This is a genomic window from Bacillus sp. TH50 (genome assembly GCF_016650565.1).
GTDB classification, from domain to species: domain Bacteria; phylum Bacillota; class Bacilli; order Bacillales; family Bacillaceae_G; genus Bacillus_A; species Bacillus_A mycoides.
In genome coordinates this window covers 1,215,957-1,239,251 of record NZ_JAEKFM010000003.1, presented here as the reverse complement: position 1 = coordinate 1,239,251, position 23,295 = coordinate 1,215,957, and the positions used below count along the sequence as shown (strand labels likewise).

20 protein-coding genes and 1 pseudogene are annotated in these 23,295 nt (G+C 37.0%); 15 read left to right on the top strand and 6 right to left on the bottom strand.

The window, feature by feature from the left end; translation table 11 throughout:
* Nucleotides 1–20: 20 nt before the first annotated feature.
* The gene (locus tag JFU23_RS06425; RefSeq protein WP_002014695.1) at nt 21–266 is read right to left on the bottom strand and encodes a hypothetical protein; all 246 of its coding nucleotides are present in this window, start codon (nt 264–266) and stop codon (nt 21–23) included.
* A gap of 181 nt (nt 267–447) precedes the next feature.
* Between JFU23_RS06425 and miaA the strand changes: the two genes are divergently transcribed.
* Nucleotides 448–1,401, top strand: coding sequence for a tRNA (adenosine(37)-N6)-dimethylallyltransferase MiaA (miaA, locus tag JFU23_RS06420; protein ID WP_201031634.1), 954 nt, complete (start codon nt 448–450; stop codon nt 1,399–1,401).
* A 21-nt stretch (nt 1,402–1,422) separates the two neighbouring features.
* Complete coding sequence (hfq, locus tag JFU23_RS06415) at nt 1,423–1,647, top strand: RNA chaperone Hfq (protein ID WP_000813896.1); 225 nt, start codon at nt 1,423–1,425, stop codon at nt 1,645–1,647.
* A gap of 73 nt (nt 1,648–1,720) precedes the next feature.
* Here the strand turns inward: hfq and JFU23_RS06410 are convergent.
* From JFU23_RS06410 to JFU23_RS06400, 3 genes are all read right to left on the bottom strand, one after another.
* A protein-coding gene (locus tag JFU23_RS06410; RefSeq protein WP_157404958.1) for an IS3 family transposase occupies nt 1,721–3,075 on the bottom strand; the annotation gives its coding sequence in 2 pieces (ribosomal slippage) (nt 1,721–2,622 and nt 2,622–3,075; 1,356 coding nt in all).
* A gap of 102 nt (nt 3,076–3,177) precedes the next feature.
* Entirely contained in the window at nt 3,178–6,696 is a 3,519-nt protein-coding gene (locus JFU23_RS31335) for a Gly-Xaa-Xaa repeat protein (RefSeq protein ID WP_201031633.1), read from the bottom strand.
* Nucleotides 6,697–6,812: 116 nt separating this feature from the next.
* On the bottom strand, nt 6,813–7,775 hold the full coding sequence (locus JFU23_RS06400; protein WP_002128613.1) for a tyrosine-type recombinase/integrase: 963 nt from the start codon (nt 7,773–7,775) through the stop codon (nt 6,813–6,815).
* A gap of 113 nt (nt 7,776–7,888) precedes the next feature.
* Between JFU23_RS06400 and spoVK the strand changes: the two genes are divergently transcribed.
* Nucleotides 7,889–8,845: a stage V sporulation protein K gene (gene spoVK / locus JFU23_RS06395; protein WP_002014481.1), complete on the top strand. Its 957-nt coding sequence runs from the start codon at nt 7,889–7,891 to the stop codon at nt 8,843–8,845.
* 31 nt (nt 8,846–8,876) lie between these two features.
* Here the strand turns inward: spoVK and JFU23_RS06390 are convergent, their stop codons facing one another.
* Nucleotides 8,877–9,014, bottom strand: a complete 138-nt coding sequence (locus JFU23_RS06390) for a hypothetical protein (protein ID WP_002087943.1) — start codon at nt 9,012–9,014, stop codon at nt 8,877–8,879.
* Nucleotides 9,015–9,113: 99 nt separating this feature from the next.
* Complete coding sequence (locus tag JFU23_RS06385; protein WP_002014478.1) at nt 9,114–9,737, bottom strand: trimeric intracellular cation channel family protein; 624 nt, start codon at nt 9,735–9,737, stop codon at nt 9,114–9,116.
* A gap of 92 nt (nt 9,738–9,829) precedes the next feature.
* Between JFU23_RS06385 and hflX the strand changes: the two genes are divergently transcribed.
* The 12 genes and pseudogenes from hflX (at nt 9,830) to JFU23_RS06325 (ending at nt 23,120) form a co-directional block, all read left to right on the top strand.
* Nucleotides 9,830–11,101, top strand: coding sequence for a GTPase HflX (gene hflX / locus JFU23_RS06380; RefSeq protein WP_002069969.1), 1,272 nt, complete (start codon nt 9,830–9,832; stop codon nt 11,099–11,101).
* Nucleotides 11,094–12,365 (top strand): methionine gamma-lyase family protein, encoded by a 1,272-nt coding sequence (locus tag JFU23_RS06375; RefSeq protein WP_088033951.1) that lies wholly within the window; start codon nt 11,094–11,096, stop codon nt 12,363–12,365. Before hflX ends, JFU23_RS06375 begins: the two co-directional genes overlap by 8 nt.
* A 174-nt stretch (nt 12,366–12,539) precedes the next feature.
* Entirely contained in the window at nt 12,540–12,929 is a 390-nt protein-coding gene (glnR, locus tag JFU23_RS06370; protein WP_002014475.1) for a transcriptional repressor GlnR, read from the top strand.
* Between the two features lie 48 nt (nt 12,930–12,977).
* Nucleotides 12,978–14,312, top strand: coding sequence for a type I glutamate--ammonia ligase (gene glnA / locus JFU23_RS06365; RefSeq protein ID WP_201031632.1), 1,335 nt, complete (start codon nt 12,978–12,980; stop codon nt 14,310–14,312).
* A gap of 269 nt (nt 14,313–14,581) precedes the next feature.
* Nucleotides 14,582–15,322, top strand: coding sequence for a YveK family protein (locus tag JFU23_RS06360; protein WP_201031631.1), 741 nt, complete (start codon nt 14,582–14,584; stop codon nt 15,320–15,322).
* Entirely contained in the window at nt 15,271–15,933 is a 663-nt protein-coding gene (locus tag JFU23_RS06355; protein ID WP_137058042.1) for a CpsD/CapB family tyrosine-protein kinase, read from the top strand. Before JFU23_RS06360 ends, JFU23_RS06355 begins: the two co-directional genes overlap by 52 nt.
* Nucleotides 15,934–16,233: 300 nt before the next feature.
* Nucleotides 16,234–18,059: pseudogene (locus JFU23_RS06350) on the top strand (polysaccharide biosynthesis protein).
* A 32-nt stretch (nt 18,060–18,091) separates the two neighbouring features.
* Nucleotides 18,092–19,249: a glycosyltransferase family 4 protein gene (locus JFU23_RS06345; RefSeq protein ID WP_201031630.1), complete on the top strand. Its 1,158-nt coding sequence runs from the start codon at nt 18,092–18,094 to the stop codon at nt 19,247–19,249.
* Nucleotides 19,234–20,343, top strand: coding sequence for a glycosyltransferase family 1 protein (locus tag JFU23_RS06340; RefSeq protein ID WP_201031629.1), 1,110 nt, complete (start codon nt 19,234–19,236; stop codon nt 20,341–20,343). The genes JFU23_RS06345 and JFU23_RS06340 overlap by 16 nt, the downstream gene beginning before the upstream one ends.
* Before the next feature lie 5 nt (nt 20,344–20,348).
* Nucleotides 20,349–21,242 (top strand): glycosyltransferase family 2 protein, encoded by an 894-nt coding sequence (locus JFU23_RS06335; protein ID WP_201031628.1) that lies wholly within the window; start codon nt 20,349–20,351, stop codon nt 21,240–21,242.
* 35 nt (nt 21,243–21,277) lie between these two features.
* Entirely contained in the window at nt 21,278–22,339 is a 1,062-nt protein-coding gene (locus tag JFU23_RS06330; protein WP_201031627.1) for an EpsG family protein, read from the top strand.
* A gap of 40 nt (nt 22,340–22,379) precedes the next feature.
* Nucleotides 22,380–23,120, top strand: a complete 741-nt coding sequence (locus JFU23_RS06325) for a glycosyltransferase family 32 protein (protein ID WP_201031626.1) — start codon at nt 22,380–22,382, stop codon at nt 23,118–23,120.
* Nucleotides 23,121–23,295 lie beyond the last annotated feature (175 nt).

The following is a 23,295-nucleotide window of genomic DNA, read 5'->3' as shown; positions in this document are numbered from 1 at the left end:
CCGCTTTTTTTATATAAGAATTATTGAAAAGGGTAAATTGTTTTACCTGTAATAATTTTATACGCGGTGCAAAATTGAGTTTGCATATACTCTGTATTTTTATTTTCTGGATGTAATGTTGTTTCTTGAAGAGTAGAATGAAAGGAACGTAGTAAACAATTTAGTGCGAAGTATAATTCTTCTTGTGAACAATTTTGTTCTTTTGTAGCAGTAGCTAAAATAAGGTCTTTTATTAATAATGGAAAATCGATAGTCGCTTGTTTCATAGTCATTGCACCCTCTCCGAGCTATTTTTTATCATGTATATGCAGAATTGGACAAGCTATGCTCTTTTTTTTGTGTAATTTCATGTACTGGATTCAAAGAACTTGCAATCATGCCGTTAAAATTGGTAAGATTGGGTATAATCAATAGATGGAGTATATTACATAAAGAGAGTTGAATGATATGGGAGAAGTGCAACGTGAAAAAGTTGCTGTCATCATTGGGCCAACTGCTGTCGGAAAGACGAAATTAAGTATCGATCTTGCAAAAGCGTTGAATGGTGAGGTTATTAGTGGTGATTCCATGCAAATTTATCGTACGATGGATATCGGGACTGCAAAGGTGACGACAGATGAGATGGACGGAATTCCACATTATATGATTGATATAAAAGATCCGGAAGATTCATTTTCTGTGGCGGAATTTCAAGAAAGTGTCCGTAAGTGCATTCGAGAAATTACAGAGCGCGGGAAATTACCAATTATTGTTGGTGGAACCGGTCTCTATATACAATCTGTTCTATTCGATTACCAGTTTACAGATGAGGCTGGGGACGCTACATACCGAGAACAGATGGAAAAGTTAGCATTAGAACACGGTGTGGAATATGTACATAAAAAGTTGCAAGAAGTAGATCCAGAAAGTGCGGAGCGTATTCATGCCAATAATGTAAGGCGTGTTATTCGGGCGTTAGAAATTTTTCACACGACGGGTGAAAAAATGAGTAACCAGCTCGAAAAACAAGAAAATGAGTTACTGTACGATGTTTCATTAATTGGCTTGACAATGGATCGAGAAATGCTATACGATCGCATTAACTTACGTGTTAACCTAATGATTGAACAAGGTTTATTAGAAGAAGTAAAAGGTTTACATGAAAGAGGAGTGCGAGATTGTCAATCTATTCAAGCGATTGGTTATAAAGAGATATATGATTATTTTGAGAATCGTGTATCTTTAGAAGAAGCGGTATCACAATTAAAGACGAATTCACGCCGTTATGCAAAACGTCAATTAACGTGGTTCCGTAATAAGATGGATGTCACGTGGTTCGATGTTACTGATGGTGAAAAAACGTCAGAAATTTTACGATACATAGAAGGAAAGCTACAACTAAAGTCGAATAATAGTAAGTAGAGAAAAAGAGGAGGATTCGACATGAAGCAATCAATCAATATTCAAGATCAGTTTTTAAATCAACTCCGTAAAGAGAATACGTTCGTTACGCTGTACTTATTAAATGGTTTCCAGCTTCGTGGATTAATTAAAGGATTTGATAATTTTACAGTCCTGCTGGAAACAGAAGGTAAGCAACAGCTTATTTATAAACATGCAATTTCTACATTTGTACCACAAAAAAATGTTTCAATTGAATTAGAGTAGTAATGAATTATTGTACATAACAAAAAAAGAGCGAGTTTGAAGTGACCCCTAAAAGTTAGACACGGTTATTTCATTAGGCTACTTGATCCAAATGAGTCCGGTATTGTACCGGGCTCATTTTTAATTTTGCCTTAATCCGTTTCTTATTATAATAATCTATATATTTTTCTAATTCTATTTTAAAATGCTCTATGCATTCAAATTCTTTTATATAGAGGAACTCCGACTTCATAATCCCAAAGAAATTCTCTATTACTGCGTTGTCGTAACAGTTTCCTTTTCGAGACATACTCTGTACGATAGCTCTTGATTCAAGTGTACGGACGTACTGTCTCATTTGATAATGCCATCCTTGATCCGAATGCATCAGTAGCTGGTGGTTTTCAGGTAAACGTTCTAATGCTTTCTCTAACATCTCTGAAACAAGTGAATACGCCGGTCTAGAACCAATTGTATAGGTAATAATCTCACCATTATACAAGTCTAATACAGGTGATACATACAGTTTTTCTCCAAATAATTTAAACTCTGTGATGTCTGTTACCCATTTTTGATTCGGTGCATCTGCATAAAAATTACGCTCTAAAATATTGGGTGCAATTTTACCGACTTTCCCTTTATAGGATTTATATTTCTTCATACGCACAACACACTTTAATCCAAGCTCTTTCATAATACGTTGCACCTTTTTGTGATTCACTTTCTGACCACGATTCGCTAACTCATCACGAATGCGACGGTAGCCATAACGACCTTCATTCTCCTCATAAATCACTTTAATCTCAGCTTTCAAATCGGCATCTACATCTGGGCGATTCATTTTCTTTACTAAATCATAATACGTGCTTCGTGGAATAGTAGCTAACTCCACGAGTGCCTTCACCGAATATTTATGCCTTAATTCATAGACTACTTGCGCTTTGTCTTGTTTAGTGACTTTTCCTTGTTTTGAACTAAGGCATTCAACTTTTTTAAGTACTCATTTTCCATTTCAAGCTGTTTAATACGTGCTTCAAGTGCTTCGACTGACCCTTCAGCTAAAGCTTGTTTTACTTGTTTATTTGACTCTTTTTTCATGGATGGACGCCCCTTTTTTTTAGATTGAAGGGCATCAATTCCTTGTGTTTCGAGTTGTTTTTTCCAAACAGAAATCGTTGAAGGGGCAGGAATGTTAAAGATAGCTGCCGTCTCAAATAAGGACATACCGTTTTCAATCATAAAGTTTAGTACGTCTAGTTTAAATTGTTGTGTGTAATTTGTACATCGTTTTAGAAAAGCTTCCACACCATTCTGCTTATATTGGTTTACCCAATTCAAAATGATTGTGCCACTTATACCGATCGCTCTACCCATTTCTCGATAACTTTCATTTCCGTTCAAATAACGTAGAACGATTTGTATTTTTTCATCAGCTGTAAATTTAGCCATAGAAAAACTGCACCTCCAATTGTTAGACTGTGTCTAACAATTGGGGTGCAGTTCAGTTTCTCGCTCTTTTTTTTATTTGTCATAAACAATAAATAGTGAAATTCAAGCGATTCTAAATACAGTAAGACGAATGTTAGTGTTTCCTGTTGCAGGGATCGTAATCTCGTTAAGAGTAGATTGGACAGAAATGTTTGCTCCGGCAGCTAATGTTTCGATTGTAGTAAATGAAAGTGAGTCGCCTATTAGATTTGAAGAGAAGTTGTCAGTAGCGACTGCTCCATTAATTGAAATTCCTACTCCAAGTGGAGCGCATCCTGGCGCAGTTGTAGAAATAGATACGCTAATTACATAAATACCAGCGTTAATAACAGTAACTGTATTTGTGCCGTTAAAGATAATATTGTTTACGTTAATTGCAGTACTAAAAATAAAGTTATTAAATTGGATTACTGTTTGTTGGATGTTGTTTGTTACAACGATTGTTGCTACTGGGAAGCTAGGTCCAGTAGGTCCGGTAGCACCCGTGTTACCTTGAGGTCCAGTAGGTCCAGGAGGCCCACCAGAAGGTCCGGTAGGTCCGGTAACTCCTATACCAGTCGCACCTGTGTTACCTTGAGCACCTTGAGGTCCGGTCGCACCCGTGTTACCTTGAGCACCTTGAGGTCCGGTAGCACCCGTGTTACCTTGAGCGCCTTGAGATCCGGTAGCACCTGTGTTACCTTGAGCGCCTTGAGGTCCGGTAGCACCCGTGTTACCTTGAGGTCCGGTAGCACCCGTGTTACCTTGCGCACCTTGAGGTCCGGTAGCACCCGTGTTACCTTGCGCACCTTGAGGTCCAGTGGCACCCGTGTTACCTTGAACACCTTGAGGTCCAGTGGCACCCGTGTTACCTTGAACACCTTGAGGTCCAGTGGCACCCGTGTTACCTTGCGCACCTTGAGGTCCAGTGGCACCCGTGTTACCTTGAACACCTTGAGGTCCGGTAGCACCCGTGTTACCTTGAGGTCCAGTAGGTCCAGGAGGCCCACCAGAAGGTCCAGTAGGTCCGGTAACTCCTATACCAGTGGCACCCGTGTTACCTTGCGCACCTTGAGGTCCGGTAGCACCCGTGTTACCTTGAGCGCCTTGAGGTCCGGTAGCACCCGTGTTACCTTGAGCGCCTTGAGGTCCGGTAGCACCTGTGTTACCTTGAGCGCCTTGAGGTCCGGTAGCACCTGTGTTACCTTGAGCGCCTTGAGGTCCGGTAGCACCTGTGTTACCTTGAGCGCCTTGAGGTCCGGTAGCACCCGTGTTACCTTGAGCGCCTTGAGGTCCAGTAGCACCTGTGTTACCTTGAATGCCTTGAGGTCCAGTAGCACCTGTGTTACCTTGCGCACCTTGAGGTCCAGTGGAACCAGTAGCACCGGTAGCACCTGTGTTACCTTGAACGCCTTGAGGTCCAGTGGAACCAGTAGCACCTGTGTTACCTTGAGCGCCTTGAGGTCCGGTAGCACCCGTGTTACCTTGAGCGCCTTGAGGTCCAGTAGCACCTGTGTTACCTTGAATGCCTTGAGGTCCAGTAGCACCTGTGTTACCTTGCGCACCTTGAGGTCCAGTGGAACCAGTAGCACCTGTGTTACCTTGAACGCCTTGAGGTCCAGTGGAACCAGTAGCACCTGTGTTACCTTGAGCGCCTTGAGGTCCAGTAGCACCCGTATTACCTTGAGCACCTTGAGGTCCGGTAGCACCCGTGTTACCTTGAATACCTTGAGGTCCAGTGGCACCTGTATTACCTTGAATACCTTGAGGTCCAGTGGAACCAGTAGCACCTGTGTTACCTTGAATACCTTGAGGTCCAGTGGCACCTGTATTACCTTGAATACCTTGAGGTCCAGTAGCACCCGTGTTACCTTGAGCGCCTTGAGGTCCAGTGGAACCAGTAGCACCTGTGTTACCTTGAGCGCCTTGAGGTCCAGTAGCACCCGTGTTACCTTGAGCACCTTGAGGTCCGGTAGCACCCGTGTTACCTTGAATACCTTGAGGTCCAGTGGCACCTGTATTACCTTGAATACCTTGAGGTCCAGTGGAACCAGTAGCACCTGTGTTACCTTGAACGCCTTGAGGTCCAGTAGCACCCGTGTTACCTTGCGCACCTTGAGGTCCAGTGGCACCTGTGTTACCTTGAGCGCCTTGAGATCCAGTAGCACCCGTGTTACCTTGCGCACCTTGAGGTCCAGTGGCACCTGTGTTACCTTGAGCGCCTTGAGATCCAGTAGCACCTGTGTTACCTTGCGCACCTTGAGGTCCAGTGGAACCAGTAGCACCTGTGTTACCTTGCGCACCTTGAGGTCCAGTAGCACCCGTGTTACCTTGAATACCTTGAGGTCCAGTGGAACCAGTAGCACCCGTAGCACCTGTGTTACCTTGAACGCCTTGAGGTCCAGTAGCACCTGTGTTACCTTGAGCACCTTGAGGTCCAGTGGAACCAGTAGCACCGGTAGCACCCGTGTTACCTTGAACGCCTTGAGGTCCAGTGGAACCAGTAGCACCTGTGTTACCTTGCGCACCTTGAGGTCCAGTAGCACCCGTGTTACCTTGAGCACCTTGAGGTCCAGTAGCACCCGTGTTACCTTGAATACCTTGAGGTCCAGTAGCACCTGTGTTACCTTGCGCACCTTGAGGTCCAGTAGCACCTGTGTTACCTTGAATACCTTGAGGTCCAGTAGCACCCGTGTTACCTTGAATACCTTGAGGTCCAGTAGCACCCGTGTTACCTTGAATACCTTGAGGTCCAGTGGAACCAGTAGCACCCGTAGCACCTGTGTTACCTTGAACGCCTTGAGGTCCAGTAGCACCTGTGTTACCTTGAGCACCTTGAGGGCCAGTGGAACCAGTAGCACCGGTAGCACCCGTGTTACCTTGAACGCCTTGAGGTCCAGTAGCACCTGTGTTACCTTGCGCACCTTGAGGTCCAGTAGCACCCGTGTTACCTTGAGCACCTTGAGGTCCAGTAGCACCCGTGTTACCTTGAATACCTTGAGGTCCAGTGGAACCAGTAGCACCGGTAGCACCCGTGTTACCTTGAACGCCTTGAGGTCCAGTAGCACCCGTGTTACCTCTAGGTCCGGTCGCACCAGTCACGCCCGTGTTACCTTGAGGTCCAGTAGGTCCTCTGCCGAACGAAGCTGAATTAACTAGAGTAGTTTGTAACTCTGCAATTAATTTAAGGAGTTCTTGGAGTGTACAAGGATCAATTCGGAATAACTTTGTAATGTAAAGTAAATAATTAATTAAAATTTGAAGTTCAACAAATACAGCACTTGCTACGAAGGTTGGATTTTTTAATATAGTTATTAAGTTTTTAATGATGGCTAATCCTTGTGCTTTCAGAGCGGAAGTAGTGTCTAGTGAACAGATGAATTTGCTTAGTAGGTGCAATGTATCTATTAGATCCTCAATGTTTTTGGGAGATGGATTGGCGAAAAGTTTAGGGATTATTTTTATTAAATCGTTAATGATTGCACGGAATGTTCTAATTTGCGCTTTAGTAATTGGAATCGTTGGGGTAGTTGGAATTCGTCCAGCGCTAGTTGGAAAGCATGGATTGGAGTATTTATTTTGATTGTCGTTAAAGCGAGACATTAAATCTCTCCTTTCTAATAAGAATGTGAACGCAACTCATCATAGTAGATGCAGAGAGTAGTTAAATGGTCATAGTGAAATGGATTCTTTCGAGAAAAAAATAAAAAAACGCCTTATTATAGGGCGTTTTTTTTATTTTCAGCATATTGATAATATCGCTTTAGTGAAATTTTTGATTTGAAGCCAACTAATTTTATGATTTCTGGCTCTGGGGTTTGTTTTTTTATTAGGCGTAAAATAAATGTGTTCCGGAAATGTTGTCCAGAAATGCCTTTACGTAAATTCGCTCTTGCTACTTCAAGTCGGATCATTTTTTGGATAGCGATTTCTGTTAGTGCTTTTGGTGCATCGTTTTCGTATACCCATCTGTATGTTCCGCGGTTAAAATCGAATGCAACAAACAACGGGTCATTACTATGGTATTTAGGACGAACTGGTTCTGGAATACTTTTATAATATGTGTACAGTTGTTTTTTGTCTTCGATTGCTAATGTGATTGTTCTTTCTACTCCTGCGGTTGCTGGAATAGAAAGTGTATTAGTTTCAAAATGAACGTGATGCATAGTTAATGCTGTAAGCTCTTGTAAGGATAGTCCGTAGTCGATTAATATACTTAAAATGGCGATATTACGATCCATTAATAATGGACGAACGGGACGTTGTTTTTCTGAAAGTCCTTCTAATGAAGTGACTATATGCTTTAATCTTTTTTCTTCATCGGATGAAATGAAATCTTCATTACGCAATGCACGGTTTGGTTGAATAGTAATTTCCATATCATTCAATGGATTTGGAATGTTAAGAAAATGATGCATTCTATTTAATACAATAAATACACGATGCATTGTTTTCTCAGAGTAGTGTCGATTCTTTTTTAAGTCTGAAAAGTAATCTTCATAGTCTTTTGTACAAAGTGTTGCCCATATATTACTGGAAGGGAGCTTTTTGTTTTTTTCTAACCAATGTCCAAAATCTTCAATGTCATAAACATAACGTTTAATGGTTGAAGACTTTCGGCCTTTATTCAATAAAAAAATAGAAAAGGCTTGTATTGTATCATGGAATTCCGTTGTTTCCATAGTCCCACCACCTTGATTATTTCTTATATTATAGCAAACTTTTCTGAAAATAGGCATTTGCAAGAGGGACTGGAATAATAATATTTGGTGAGTGGATAAAATGAGGTGATTGTATGGAACAATCGATGCGTAAGAAAAATAACAATCAAATTAATATTGTATTAAACCATCGAAAGAAAATTTCGTTACCGGCATCAGAAAATAAAACGGTAATTTCAAGTGAAACCACTACTAAACATGAGATGTTGCAGAGAATTGAAGAAGAGATGGGAAAGCTTGTTGGGATGGATGAAATAAAAAAGATAATAAAAGAAATTTATGCTTGGATTTATGTAAATAAAAAAAGACAAGAGATGGGGTTGAAATCTGAGAAGCAAGTGCTTCACATGTTATTTAGGGGGAATCCCGGTACTGGGAAGACAACCGTTGCTAGAATGATAGGGAAATTGTTGTTTGAGATGAATATTTTATCGAAGGGGCATTTAGTTGAAGCAGAACGTGCTGATCTTGTGGGGGAGTATATCGGTCATACAGCGCAAAAGACGAGAGATTTAATAAAAAAGGCCATGGGAGGTATTTTGTTTATTGATGAGGCGTATTCTTTAGCGCGGGGGGGAGAGAAGGATTTTGGGAAGGAAGCTATTGATACACTTGTGAAGCATATGGAAGATAAGCAGCACGGTTTTGTATTAATTTTAGCTGGATATTCAAGAGAGATGAATCATTTTCTTTCATTAAATCCAGGGTTACAATCTCGTTTTCCATTTATTATTGAATTTGCGGATTACTCGGTAAATCAGCTGTTGGAAATTGGAAAGAGAATGTATGAGGAGCGTGAATATCAGTTATCTAAAGAAGCGGAGTGGAAATTTCGAGATCATTTACATGCGGTAAAGTATTCGTCGCAAATTACATCGTTTAGTAATGGGCGATACGTACGGAATATTGTTGAAAAATCGATTCGTACACAAGCTATGCGATTGTTACAAGAGGATACGTATGATAAATATGATTTAATTGGGATATCAAGTATGGATTTAATGCTTGAAGAGGAGACGCACAGTACGTAGACTGTGCGTCTGTTTTTATGCATAAGTTCGTTTACTCTTTTTTTGCTTTTTCTTGGTGAGTTTTATGAAGACGTTCCATTTTAGCGCTCTTTTCGTGCGCTGAATTTGGATCATGTCCAAATTGGTTTACTGAGCTTTTTTGAGCTCCTTTATTAACATGGTTTGTCATTTGCATTCACCTCGCTTTAAAAATTAGTATAAACATTATGTAAAGAAAAACTCGTTAGAAAAGAAAAACCTCTTTACGATATGTAAAGAGGTTAGATTGCTATTTATGCATTGAGCGCTCCTTTGTATCGATGCGTCTATGCGGTAAATGCCATTTGTAATGAATAGAAACCATGCGGAAGCAAACAATTAAAATGAATAAGGTGTATAGAGCCCAATCGCTAACGATGACTTTAGCGCCAATCAAAAAGCCGGCTAAAATCGTCCAAAACGCATATACATCAGCTCGAAGGACGAGAGGTTTTCTACGTGCTAAAAGATCACGAATAATACCGCCGCCAATGCCAGTTAAAACAGCAGCTACAATTGTAGCGCTAATTGGTAAATTTAATTTTTGGGCGTATAGAGCTCCTTGTACGGCGAACGCTGATAAGCCGATGGCATCTGTGATGTTTTCCCACTTTTTCCAATGCTTAATTAATTTATTAGGAAAAAGAAAAATGATCGTCATTGATAATAGTGCGATTTGGAATAACATGTCTTGTTGCCAAAACGCGACGATTGGATAACCGATTAATAAATTACGAAGGGCACCTCCCCCAAATGCGGTTGCCATTCCTAAAATATATACCCCGAAAATATCATAATCCTCTTCCATTGCAACAATGGCTCCGCTTAGTGCGAAAGCGATTGTGCCTATGATGCTAAAAATCTCCCATGCCATGAATTTTCTCCCCCGCTAACTAGATGAAATGTGCTTCCTCTGCTATTATATTAGAAGGTTTAAATTTCGAAAAGGATGAGTGAACATATTTGATGGAAGAAAAAGAAAAAATCATATTAGTTGGCTGTCAATTGCCACAAGATGATGATGAAAAATTTATGCATTCCATGAAAGAGCTTGCATCGCTAGCGAAAACTGCGCGAGCGGAAGTGTTAGTATCAACGACGCAAAAGCGCCCGAAGTTTCATCCGGCGACTTATATAGGAAAAGGTAAACTAGAAGAGCTTGCAGCGTTGACGGAAGAATTAGAACCAGCTGTTATTGTTTTTAATAATGAGTTAACACCAAGTCAAATTCGGAATTTATCTTCAGTATTAGATGCGAGAGTGATTGACCGAACGCAGTTAATACTAGATATTTTTGCGCAACGTGCGAAATCGAGAGAGGGTAAGCTTCAAGTAGAATTAGCTCAATTGCAATATACAATGCCGCGCCTTATGGGACAAGGTCTTGCTTTATCACGTCTTGGTGGTGGAATTGGTACAAGGGGACCAGGAGAGACGAAGCTTGAGACAGATCGTCGTCATATTCGATCTCGTATTGATGAAATAAAGAGACAACTTGCGGTTGTTGTGGAGCATCGAAAGAGATATCGTGAGAGAAGAAAAGATAATAAAGTGTTTCAAGTTGCGTTAATTGGGTATACAAATGCAGGAAAATCTACGTTGTTTAATAGATTAACGGAAGCTGATACCTTTGAAGAAAACTTATTGTTTGCAACGCTAGATCCGACGACAAGAAAGATGCCGTTACCTTCTGGTTATACAGTGCTTTTGACTGATACGGTTGGTTTTATACAAGATTTACCTACGTCACTAATTGCTGCTTTTCGATCTACGTTAGAAGAAGCTGGGGAAGCGGATGTTATTTTACATGTTGTTGATTCTGCAGATCCTAATTATGTAGGGCATGAGCAGACAGTAAAACAATTATTGTCGGACCTTGAAATTAATCGTATTCCTATTATTACGTTATATAATAAAAAAGATAAATTGCATCAAAACTTCATTCCATTTCCGAAAAGTGATTTCTTAATGACTAGTGCTTTTGAAGAAAGTGATTTATTGCGTATAAAAGAAGCGCTAGAAACGAAGATGAAGGAAGAAATGGATGATTATCAAGTGGAAATCCCTCCGAGTGAAGGTAGGTTATTAACGCTTTTAAAGACAGAAACAATATTAACTAAAATGGAGTTTCTAGAAGATAAATTTGTATATGATTGTACAGGGTATATATTTGCTCATTCATCGCTTAAGGGGCAATTAAAGAGATTTTTAGTGGAAGAAGGAGAAAATAATGTTTGATCGTTTGAAAAATGGAGAAAAAATTGCTCCAATCGTAAAAGAAGTAGAAAGTCAAATTATAGAAGTACATAAACATGTGGATGAAGTGATTGAGAGTAACCAATTTCGTGTATTAGAAAGTTTTCGTAAACACAAAATTAGCGATTCGCATTTTATTCCGACGACAGGTTATGGTTATGATGATATTGGTCGTGACACGTTAGAAAAAGTGTATGCTGATGTATTTGGGGCAGAAGCGGGTCTTGTTCGTCCGCAAATTATTTCAGGTACTCACGCAATTTCGACAGCTCTATTCGGTATTTTACGTCCAGGAGATGAACTGCTATACATAACAGGAAAACCATATGATACGTTAGAAGAAATCGTTGGTGTACGCGGAAAAGGTGTAGGCTCATTTAAAGAATATAATATTGGTTATAACGCAGTTCCGTTAACTGAAGAGGGATTTGTGGACTTTGAAGCTGTTGCAGCTGCGATCCATAGTAATACGAAGATGATTGGTATTCAGCGTTCAAAAGGATATGCTACTCGTCCGTCGTTTACTGTTTCACAAATTAAAGAGATGATTGTGTTTGTGAAAGAGATTAAACCTGATGTTGTTGTATTTGTAGATAACTGCTATGGCGAATTTATTGAAGAAGAAGAGCCATGTCATGTTGGTGCGGACTTAATGGCAGGCTCTCTTATTAAGAATCCTGGCGGTGGAATTGTTAAAACTGGTGGTTACATTGTTGGTAAAGAGCAGTATGTTGAAGCGTGTGCATATCGTCTAACATCTCCAGGAATCGGTGCGGAAGCAGGGGCATCTTTATACAGTTTGCAAGAAATGTATCAAGGTTTCTTCTTAGCGCCGCATGTAGCGGGACAAGCGCTAAAAGGTGCGATTTTTACAGCTGCATTTTTAGAAAAGTTAGGGATGAATACATCACCAGCTTGGAATGCACCAAGAACAGATTTAATTCAGTCTGTTCAATTTGATGATAAAGATCGTATGATTGCGTTCTGTCAAGCGATTCAATATGCATCTCCAATTAATTCTCATTTCACTCCATATGCAAACTATATGCCGGGTTATGAAGATGATGTAATTATGGCTGCGGGGACGTTTATTCAAGGTGCAAGTATTGAGCTGTCGGCTGATGGTCCGATTCGTCCGCCTTATGTTGCTTACGTGCAAGGTGGGTTAACTTATTCGCATGTAAAGATTGCGATTTGTTCTGCGATTGATGCGTTAATTGAAAAAAAATTATTAACAATTTCTTAAAGGAAAGCTGTCGATTTCGGCAGCTTTTTTCGTGTGAAAGTAATGATTTGTGCCATTAGAAAAAAAATGAAAAAATTCACAAAAAAATCATGTAAGAAAAGCTAACATCTATTGACACTAAACATAACATGGTATAAAATGAGAAACAGTTAAGGCGAAGGAGGAACTGAAACAATGAAAGAAGATAGACGTTCTGCTCCGCTGTTTCCAATTGGTATTGTAATGGATTTAACACAATTATCTGCACGTCAAATTCGCTACTATGAAGAGCATAATCTTATTTTTCCAACCCGTACAAAAGGGAATCGTAGATTATTTTCATTTAACGATGTAGATAAATTGTTGGAAATTAAAGATTTGTTAGATCAAGGCTTAAATATGGCCGGAATTAAACAAGTATTGCAAATGAAAGAAAATCAAACAGAAGCAGTGAAAGTAAAAGAAGAAACGAAAGAAATTTCAAAATCCGAGCTTCGCAAAATTCTTCGAGATGAACTGCAACATACAGGTAGATTTAATCGGACTTCATTGCGACAAGGTGACATTTCAAGGTTTTTTCACTAAAGATAACTGATTCTGAAGGTGTTTAGAGGGACTAAGGAGGAATTTATAATGGCTAGGTACACAAAAGAAGATATTTTCCGTTTGGCGAAAGAAGAGAATGTAAAGTATATCCGTCTGCAATTTACGGACCTTTTAGGGGTAATTAAAAACGTAGAAATTCCAGTGAGCCAATTAACAAAAGCTCTTGATAACAAAATGATGTTTGATGGATCTTCTATTGAAGGTTTCGTACGTATTGAAGAATCTGATATGTATTTATATCCGGATTTAGATACTTGGGTAATTTTCCCTTGGACAGCTGAAAAAGGTAAAGTAGCTCGTTTAATCTGTGATATTTACAATGCTGATGGTACTCCATTTGATGGCGACCCACGTAACAACTTAAAGCGTGTGTTAAAAGAAATGGAAGCATTAGGATTCTCAGATTTCAATCTTGGACCAGAGCCAGAATTCTTCCTATTTAAAGTTGATGAAAAAGGAAATCCAACATTAGAGTTAAACGATAACGGTGGATACTTCGACCTTGCGCCGATGGATCTAGGGGAAAACTGTCGTCGTGATATCGTTCTTGAACTTGAAGAAATGGGCTTTGAAATTGAAGCATCTCACCATGAGGTTGCGCCAGGTCAACATGAAATTGACTTTAAATATGCAAATGCAATTCGCTCATGTGATGACATTCAAACATTCAAGCTTGTTGTAAGAACGATTGCTCGTAAACATGGTTTACACGCAACATTTATGCCGAAACCATTATACGGTGTGAACGGTTCAGGTATGCACTGTAACTTATCACTATTTAAAAATGGTGAGAACGTATTCTTCGACCAAAACGGTGATTTACAATTAAGTGATGATGCTCGTCACTTCATCGCAGGTATTTTAAAACATGCACCAGCATTTACAGCGGTAGCAAACCCAACTGTAAACTCTTACAAGCGTTTAGTACCTGGATATGAAGCTCCATGTTACGTAGCATGGTCTGCACAAAATCGTAGTCCATTAGTGCGTATCCCTGCATCTCGTGGTATTAGTACACGCGTAGAAGTACGTAGTGTTGACCCAGCTGCAAACCCATATTTAGTAATGGCTACATTATTAGCAGCAGGTCTTGACGGAATTAAAAACAAATTAACTCCGCCAGCTGCAGTAGATCGTAACATCTATGTAATGACAAAAGAAGAGCGCGAAGAAGCAGGTATCGTTGACTTGCCAGCAACATTAGCGCAAGCGTTAGTTATTTTACAATCTAATGAAATCGTATGTGGCGCATTAGGTGATCATTTACTTGAGCACTTCATTGAAGCAAAAGAAATTGAGTGGGATATTTTCCGCACGCAAGTTCACCAATGGGAACGCGATCAATATATGTCTCTATACTAAGAGAGAAAAAAACCCTAATACTACGGTATTAGGGTTTTTTCGTCATTTATCTACAGTGAAAAAACACGAATATTGTCGCAATTTTTTTAGTGTCATCAGGAAGTAATTTAGTGAAAATAATTTGTGTTGACTCGTTCTGTATAAAGAACTAAAATGGCATTAACTAGAAATGTTTGTATATTAAAAAGAATGAAAATATTGTTTTTTTCTTAAGTTTTCGATGTCAATTTCAAGTTGAAGCTCATTGGTTTTAAATGAGGAGGGAAGTTATGGATAAGGAAATAAATTTGAAAAATCTATTTACTATTATACGGAAAAGAATTTGGATCATTCTATTATTTACAACTCTCACAACAGTAGCAGGAGCGATGTATACTATATATGTAAAAACACCATTATATGCCTCTTCAGCAAGGGTTATTGTTCAAGCTAATGCTGAAACGATGAATACATTGAAAGCGATGGTAAATGAGCCTGTAATATTAGAAAAAGTGGCTGCTGAATTGAATATTAACAGATCTGCAGGTGCATTAAGTGGACAAATAAGTACAGAAAGTGTGCAAGGGTCCCAGATTATGAGAATAAATGTAGTGGATATAGATCCTATGCTTGCTCATAAAATTGCAAATACTACAGCCGCTGTTTATAAGAAAGAAGTAGCGAATATACTGAATTTTAATAATGTGAGTATATTACCAGAAGACCCAGTTCAAAAAAAATCTATGCCTATAAATATAAATCACTTTAAGACGATACTAATTGCATTCTCTATAGGTATGGTGCTCAGTATTGGATTCATTTTTTTATTGGATTCACTTGATGAGAGAATCAAATCGGAACGGCGAATTGAACAATTGTTAGATGTCCCTGTTTTGGGCGGAATATCTAAAATGAATAGAAAAAATGTGAAAGACAAATTCAGTAAAAAAAATACGGTATTATTGGGGGAGGGAACGGAGTGGCTTACAAAAATAGACGAAAAACAAATAAAGTTAAAGGAGAAAGTATAATTGTACATACCGCTCCAAGATCGAAAATTTCGGAGCAGTATCGTTCGCTTCGAACAAACCTTCAATTATCTTCATCTATTCATAAAAGCAGAACTATAGTCATTACTTCTCCGAGGTATGGTGAAGGAAAATCAACGATTACAGTTAATTTAGCAGTCTCAATAGCACAAAAAGGTGAAAAAGTATTGGTAATAGATGCAAATTTACGAACACCAACGATTCATGAAATGTTTGGAGTAGAAAATACAGTTGGATTAATTGATATATTGAACGGAAAAACAACTTTAGAGGGCGCCGTGAAAAAAACAGAGATGGAAAGTCTGGATGTATTAACTAGCGGACCGGTACCATTCAATCCATCCGAAGTACTTAGTTCGAGTGCAATGGATATGTTAGTTCAAAATGCAATGGAACGATATGATATTATATTATTTGATTCTTCTCCTGTACTAGAAGTAACGGATACAAGTGTATTGGCTGATAAGTGTGAAGGTGTATTATTGGTGATACGTTATAATCATACTGTGAATGAAGATGCGCTTGAAACGAAAAGGGCGTTAAGTTTTACGAAAAGTAGGATATTAGGTGCGATTTTGAATGGAAAAGTATAAATAACATAAATGTACTTTTTTAAAAAAATATCCTTATATTAATATGTTCTTTATAAAGAATTTTTTTAAAGAGCTACGATGTGGTGATGTCTCCTTACCGCTATCAACGGAGGCACTCGATTATGCTGTGGGTTGTGAAAACAACCTTAGATGCGAGTCATCAAGAGTGTAATGTGAGGGAGGGTTAGATGCCCCTATTTTATTAAAGTTTCTAACTATGTGTTTTTAATAAAGAGAATATAGTTAGCAACTTTAAATTTGAAAGAGTTAAGTATGGAATTGATTAAAGGAGGAAGTTACATGACGTATCGACGGAGGATATCGTTATTGCTTTTAATGGATTCAATGATTGTGTTAAGTGCTATTTTCTTTAGTTATTTCTTTGTAAATGCTAGCTTTAGTGTTATCACTTTATCATCAATTATTAGCTCTATCACTCTATTAGTCAGTCATCATTTATTTGCTTTAATATATAAGTTGTATAATAAAGATTGGGAATATGCAAGTATAGGAGAATTACTCATTATATGCAAAGTTGTTACATTTTCTATAATTGCTACAGCAGTTGTGCAGCAACTAATCATGCAAAAAATGTATTTTCGGCTGTTAGTTGTAACTTGGATGATTCATATTTTATTAATTGGTGGTTCACGTTTTATATGGAGAATGTACAGAGATATTTATTATGTAAAAAAGGGTGATAAAAAAAGAACGTTAATTGTTGGTGCGGGATCTGCTGGGACAATGGTTGCAAGGCAGTTGTTAAAGAATAGTGCTGCCGAATTAATGCCAGTCGCATTTATTGATGATAATGTAAAAAAACATAACCTTGATATTTGGGGTATTCCAGTAATTGGTGGTAAGAATCAAATTGAGTACGTTGTTAAAAAAATGAATATTGAAATAATAATTTTAGCAATTCCTTCATTAAACAAAAGAGAGCAAAATGTTATTTTGAAAAGATGTTTAAAAACAGAAGTGAAAACTCAAATTCTTCCGATGTTAGAAGACTTAGTAACGGGTAAAGTATCGGTGAACGAATTCAGAGATGTTCAAGTAGAAGATTTATTAGGGCGCGATCTTGTAGAACTTGATGTGGATGTTATTTCAGATTATATAACTAACAAAGTTATTTTAGTTACTGGTGCAGGAGGTTCAATTGGTTCGGAAATTTGTAGACAAATTGCAAAATTTAGGCCGAAAAGGTTGATTTTACTAGGGCATGGGGAGAACAGTATTTATTCTATAGAAATGGAATTAAACAGAAAATATGGAGATATGAAAGGCACGTTTATTCCTGAAATCGCAGATATACAAGATGAAAAAAGATGAATTTAATAATGAATAAACATCTTCCAAATGTTGTATATCATGCAGCTGCACATAAACATGTACCACTAATGGAGAATAATCCTGAAGAGGCTGTTAAAAATAATTTGATTGGAACTATGAATGTATCAGAGGCAGCGAGAGCACATGGAGTAGGAACGTTTGTTATGATTTCCTCTGATAAAGCTGTGAATCCGACGAGTGTTATGGGAGCAACAAAGAAATTAGCTGAGATGGTAATTCAACATAAAGATAAAATAAGTCATACAAAGTTTGTTACTGTACGCTTTGGGAATGTCTTAGGAAGTAGAGGGAGTGTTATACCTTTATTTAAGAAGCAAATTCAAAATGGTGGACCAGTTACAGTTACTCATCCTGATATGGTTCGGTATTTTATGACAATCCCGGAAGCATCAAGACTCGTAGTGCAAGCTGGTGCTTTAGCTAAAGGTGGAGAGATTTTTGTATTGGACATGGGAGAACCAGTGAAAATAGTCGACCTTGCCAAAAATCTTATTCGATTATCAGGAAATTCTGTGGATGAAATAGGAATAGAATTTACTGGTATACGCCCAGGGGAGAAACTTTTTGAAGAATTACTAAAAGAAGATGAAATGAATGAAAAGCAAATTTATCCGAGGATTTACGTAGGACAAGAAATGAATGTTCGTATAGAAGAAATTGAAGAGTTTATTTCAAGTTATACAGATTTAAACGAAGTAGAATTAAGAAAACGATTGTTAAAGTTAGTAAATCAGCGTAAAACTTTAAAACTGTTAATACCTGTATCAGGTTAATAGAAAAAATTTATATAAGACGGGTGCGTGGGATGGTGTCTAAAAAAGTTCTGTTTTGTGCAACTGTAGATTATCATTTTAAGGCTTTTCATTTACCGTATTTGAAATGGTTTTCAGAACAAGGATGGGAAGTACATGTTGCAGCGAATGGGAATATACATCTTCCGTACGTAACTCGAAAATATAATATTCCTATTCAAAGATCACCTCTTAGTATACAAAACCTCCACGCATATAAAAAACTAAAATCAATTATTGATCAAAATAAATATCATATCATTCATTGTCATACGCCTATGGGAGGAGTAATTGCTCGGTTAGCTGCTCAGAAAGCCAGGCGGCAAGGAACGAAAGTCGTATATACAGCACATGGATTTCACTTTTGTAAAGGATCACCGTATATGAATTGGTTGCTTTATTATCCAATTGAAAGAATTCTAGCTTCTCATACGGATTGTCTAATAACAATTAACCAAGAAGATTATGATTTAGCAGTTAAACATTGCTTTCCAGTGAGAGATATTAAGCTAGTTCACGGTGTAGGAATAGATGTACAACGGTTTACTCCTGTAACTGAAATTGAGAAACGAGAATTAAAGCTACAATGTGGCTATAAATCACAAGATTTTTTAATGTTTTATGCTGCTGAATTTAATAAGAATAAAAATCAAAACTTTTTAATCCATGTATTAGCACAATTGAAAAATGAAATGCCACATGCGAAGCTTTTGCTTGCTGGCGAAGGACCGTTAATGGAAGAGTGTAAAAAAATAGCTACTCAACTAGGAGTGACTAACATGGTTCATTTTCTCGGTTACAGAAATGATATAGCTTCCTTACTACAGATGTCTGATCTTGCAGTTGCATCTAGTTACAGGGAAGGTTTGCCAGTTAATATTATGGAAGCCATGGCTTGTGGACTTCCGGTTGTAGCTACTGATAACCGGGGACATAGGGAATTGATTATTAATAATAAAAATGGTTGGATTGTAGATCGTAATGATATAAAAGCAATGGCTGACAGGATAAAGGGTATTTCTATAAATCCTAAAGTATTAGCTCAGATGGGGCAGTATGGATGTACTAGTATTAAAAATCAATATTCAGTAAATGAAGTGTTAAAGGAGAAACAAGAAATCTATACAACATTTATGGGTGAAATGGAGGATTTAAATTGGGTACTCCATTAAGAGTATTACATGTAGTCGTAAATATGAATAGAGGCGGAGCAGAAACTTTAATTATGAATTTATATCGCAATATAGATCGTTCCAAAGTTCAATTTGATTTTTTAACATGTAAAGAAGGAGTGTTTGATGAAGAAATAGTAAAGTTAGGCGGAAAAGTTCATAGAATTTCATATGTTACGGATGTTGGTCATAGAGGCTATATAAAGGCATTAAATACCTTCTTTAGCTCTCATCCACAATATAAAATCGTTCATTCACATATGGATAAAATGAGTGGATTAGTACTTCGTTCAGCTAAAAAAGCAAGGGTACCAGTTAGGATTGCGCATAGTCACAATACTAGTAGTGAAGGTGGTGCTACTGCAAAAATCTATAAATGGTATGCAGGAAAATCTATAGGTACATGTGCAACGCATTTGTTAGCATGCTCAAATGCAGCTGCGAGATGGTTATTTGCAGATAAAGCTGATACAGCCAAAATCTTAAAAAATGGAATTGATTGTGATAGATTTTTGTTCCGTCCTGAAATAAGAAAACAAGTAAGAAAGGAATTACAAATTGAACAGGAAGCTTTTGTTATAGGTCATGTCGGAAGATTCGCTTATCAAAAAAATCATACCTATCTTATAGATTTATTTGCTCAGTTAACTCAATTTCGGCCAAATTCAATACTTTTATTAGCTGGAGAAGGGCCGCTTCGTTTGGAAATGGAAAAAAAGGTAAAAGATTTGAACATGGAGAATCACATAAGGTTTCTGGGGGTACGAAGTGATATAGAAAGGATACTTCAAGCATTTGATGTATTTGTTTTTCCGTCTATTCATGAGGGATTACCAGTCATACTTGTAGAGGCGCAAGGGGTTGGTTTACCTTGTATCATATCGGATGCTATTACGAAAGAAGTGGATTTGGGAATGAATCTAGTTGAACATGTTCCTCTAGCAGATAAAATGGCTTGGATAGAAAAAATGAAAAATATAGAAATTAGTAATTTTCCGAGGGAAATACCAGCTCAAGTATTTTGGGAGAAAGGCTACGATATAAAACATACGGCAGAATTAACTCAAGACTATTATTCCGTACGTTCGAGGTGAGTAATTTGGAAAATTTAACAATTTTCACCCCTACTTATAATAGAGCATATTGTCTTCAAAATTGTTATGAGAGTTTAAAACGTCAAACATGCAAGAACTTTGTATGGCTCATTATAGATGATGGATCTAGTGATCACACGAAAGAGTTGGTGAATAATTGGATTTTCGAGGGACATATAAAAATAAGGTATCATTGGCAACCAAATCAAGGGATGCATGGTGCTCATAATACAGCATATGGGTTAATTGAAACGGAGTTAAATGTTTGTATTGATTCTGATGATTATATGCCAGATGATGCCGTAGAGAAAATTATTTCTTTTTGGAATAGCTATGGAAGTGATGAAGTTAGTGGGATAATCGGACTAGATTTGTATATAGATGGACAAATAATTGGCTCGGAGTTACCAGAAAACCTTAAATATTCCACGTTGTTTAATCTTTACAATAAACATGGTGTCACAGGTGATAAAAAATTGGTCTATCGCACAGAATTGACTAAGAAATATCCATACCCAATTTTTAAAAATGAAAAATATGTTGGATTAGCATATAAATATTATATGTTAGATCAGCAGTATGAGATGTTACTGATGAACGAACCTCTTTGCTATGTTGAATACATGCCTGACGGTTCATCAATGAATATGCTAAATCAATATCGTAAAAATCCAAGAGGTTTTGCTTTTTATCGTAAGGAACTTATGAAATTACCATTTACTAATCGAGTATTCAAGTATAGGCAAGCTGTACATTATGTATCTAGTAGTTTTATAGCGAAAAATAAAAGATTTATGCAAGAGTCGCCATGCAAAGGTCTTACGATTTGCGCATTGCCATTTGGAGTTATTCTTTATAGTTACATTACAATGAAAACAAGAATGGAAGTAAATATATAGGGATTTACTTAGTAAGTAAATGAGAGGACATAATAATGACTATACTTTGGATGAATCTTTTTATCGTATTCATACTCGCATTTTTTGCAAGGTATTTTGCTGTGCCTGTGACTACGGGGACTACATTGATAAAACCGAATCAGTTTCTAATTTTGATAGCCGTTTTATCCCTTGTATTGGTATCTGGTCTTCGAAATAATATTGGGGATACTTATTTTTATATGCATGCATATAAGGTGGCTGAATTCAATTGGGAATATATCCAAAATAATAAGGACATGGGATTCAATATTTTTCAAATGATTTTAAAGGGATACACTAATGATCCTCAAGCTATGGTTTTTATTACAGCACTAATAACAAATTTATTAATTGTATTAACTTTATATAAATATTCAAGATTAATTGAGATAAGTCTATATGTATACATAACATCTGGGATGTATTTAGTCTCCATGAATGGAATAAGGCAGTATTTGGCTGCAGCTATTGTCTTTGCAGCAACAAAATATATTTTTGATGGTAACTGGAAAATGTATGTATTAATTGTACTTTTTGCTTCAACTTTTCATCAAAGTGCACTAGTGCTTATTCCTGTGTATTTTTTAATAAGAAGGAGAGCGTGGTCAGGGATAACTTTTTTACTTCTTTTTTTAGCAGTACTTATAGTTATAGGATTCAATCAATTTACAGAGGTTTTATTTAAAGCAATAGAAGACACTCAATATAGTCAATATAAAGAATTTCATGAAGGTGGTGCCAATATACTAAGGGTTGCTGTGGATTCGACACCGCTTATTCTGGCGTATATTGGTAAGGATAGACTGAGAGAGATTTTTCCTGAATGTGATGTTATCGTAAATATGGCTTTGCTTGGCACGGTATTTATGTTTATTTCAACACAAAATTGGATTTTTGCAAGATTTTCTATTTATTTCGGATTATATCAACTGATATTAATTGCATGGGTAATAAAGTTATTTACAAAAAAGGATCGAAAATTAATTTATTATAGCATCTTGTTATGCTATTTTATTTATTTTGTTTATGAACATATTATTACTTTGGGAGTTATTTATAAGAGTAATTATTTTTGAGCTAATGTTAAAAGGGGATTAAGTGAGTGGAGGGAGTAATTTGGAAAATATACGGGAGAAGATTCCTCGTAAAATACATTATTGCTGGTTTGGAGGAAAAGAAAAGCCTAGTATAGTAGAAAAATGTATAAATAGCTGGAAGAAGCATTTACCAGAGTTTGACATAATAGAGTGGAATGAAAATAATTTCGATATTAATTGTAATATATATACTAGGGAAGCCTATGAAAAGGGGAAATATGCATTTGTAAGTGATTATGTAAGAGTTCATGTGTTGTATTACTATGGTGGAATTTATTTAGATACTGATGTCGAAGTGTTTAAATCTTTTGATGATTTATTACATCACCATTCTTTTTGGGGATTCGAACAAGAAAATTATATAGCTACTAGTACGATAGGTGCAAGAAAAGGAAATCAGCTTATTAAAGTGTTTTTAGATTCTTATACAGATAAAAAGTTTATAAAACAAGATGGAACGTATGATGATTTGACAAATGTAGCAATTGTAACAGAAATTCTACAGAATTTAGAATTAAAGCTAAATGGAGAATATCAAGAAATAAAAGGGGCAGGAGTTTTTTATCCTCAAACATATTTTTCTCCATATGATTATATTAATTGTAGAAAATTTATTACTAAAGATACGTATGCAATGCATTATTTTTATAAAAGTTGGTTGCCGCTGAATGTAAGAATGAAGGTAAATTTAAAAGTTATTTTGTCTAAAATAATAGGTGGAGATAATATTTCGAAAGTAAGGAAAGTCTTTTCTAAATAATGGAGGGCTAATTATGAATTTAAATGTTGTGTATTCAAGTGATGATAATTATGCGCAGCATGTAGGGGTATCGTTGCTATCGCTGTTGCAGAATAATCAGCATTTTAATAACATTAATATTTTTCTTATTGAAAATAATCTTTCATCATATAATAAAAAAAATTAAACTCAGTTT

Coding starts and splice junctions, on each gene's coding strand:
- JFU23_RS06425 (WP_002014695.1), bottom strand. CDS start 266: ATGAAACAAGCGACTATCGATTTTCCATTATTAATAAAAGACCTTATT.
- miaA (WP_201031634.1), top strand. CDS start 448: ATGGGAGAAGTGCAACGTGAAAAAGTTGCTGTCATCATTGGGCCAACT.
- hfq (WP_000813896.1), top strand. CDS start 1,423: ATGAAGCAATCAATCAATATTCAAGATCAGTTTTTAAATCAACTCCGT.
- JFU23_RS31335 (WP_201031633.1), bottom strand. CDS start 6,696: ATGTCTCGCTTTAACGACAATCAAAATAAATACTCCAATCCATGCTTT.
- JFU23_RS06400 (WP_002128613.1), bottom strand. CDS start 7,775: ATGGAAACAACGGAATTCCATGATACAATACAAGCCTTTTCTATTTTT.
- spoVK (WP_002014481.1), top strand. CDS start 7,889: ATGGAACAATCGATGCGTAAGAAAAATAACAATCAAATTAATATTGTA.
- JFU23_RS06390 (WP_002087943.1), bottom strand. CDS start 9,014: ATGACAAACCATGTTAATAAAGGAGCTCAAAAAAGCTCAGTAAACCAA.
- JFU23_RS06385 (WP_002014478.1), bottom strand. CDS start 9,737: ATGGCATGGGAGATTTTTAGCATCATAGGCACAATCGCTTTCGCACTA.
- hflX (WP_002069969.1), top strand. CDS start 9,830: ATGGAAGAAAAAGAAAAAATCATATTAGTTGGCTGTCAATTGCCACAA.
- JFU23_RS06375 (WP_088033951.1), top strand. CDS start 11,094: ATGTTTGATCGTTTGAAAAATGGAGAAAAAATTGCTCCAATCGTAAAA.
- glnR (WP_002014475.1), top strand. CDS start 12,540: ATGAAAGAAGATAGACGTTCTGCTCCGCTGTTTCCAATTGGTATTGTA.
- glnA (WP_201031632.1), top strand. CDS start 12,978: ATGGCTAGGTACACAAAAGAAGATATTTTCCGTTTGGCGAAAGAAGAG.
- JFU23_RS06360 (WP_201031631.1), top strand. CDS start 14,582: ATGGATAAGGAAATAAATTTGAAAAATCTATTTACTATTATACGGAAA.
- JFU23_RS06345 (WP_201031630.1), top strand. CDS start 18,092: ATGGTGTCTAAAAAAGTTCTGTTTTGTGCAACTGTAGATTATCATTTT.
- JFU23_RS06330 (WP_201031627.1), top strand. CDS start 21,278: ATGACTATACTTTGGATGAATCTTTTTATCGTATTCATACTCGCATTT.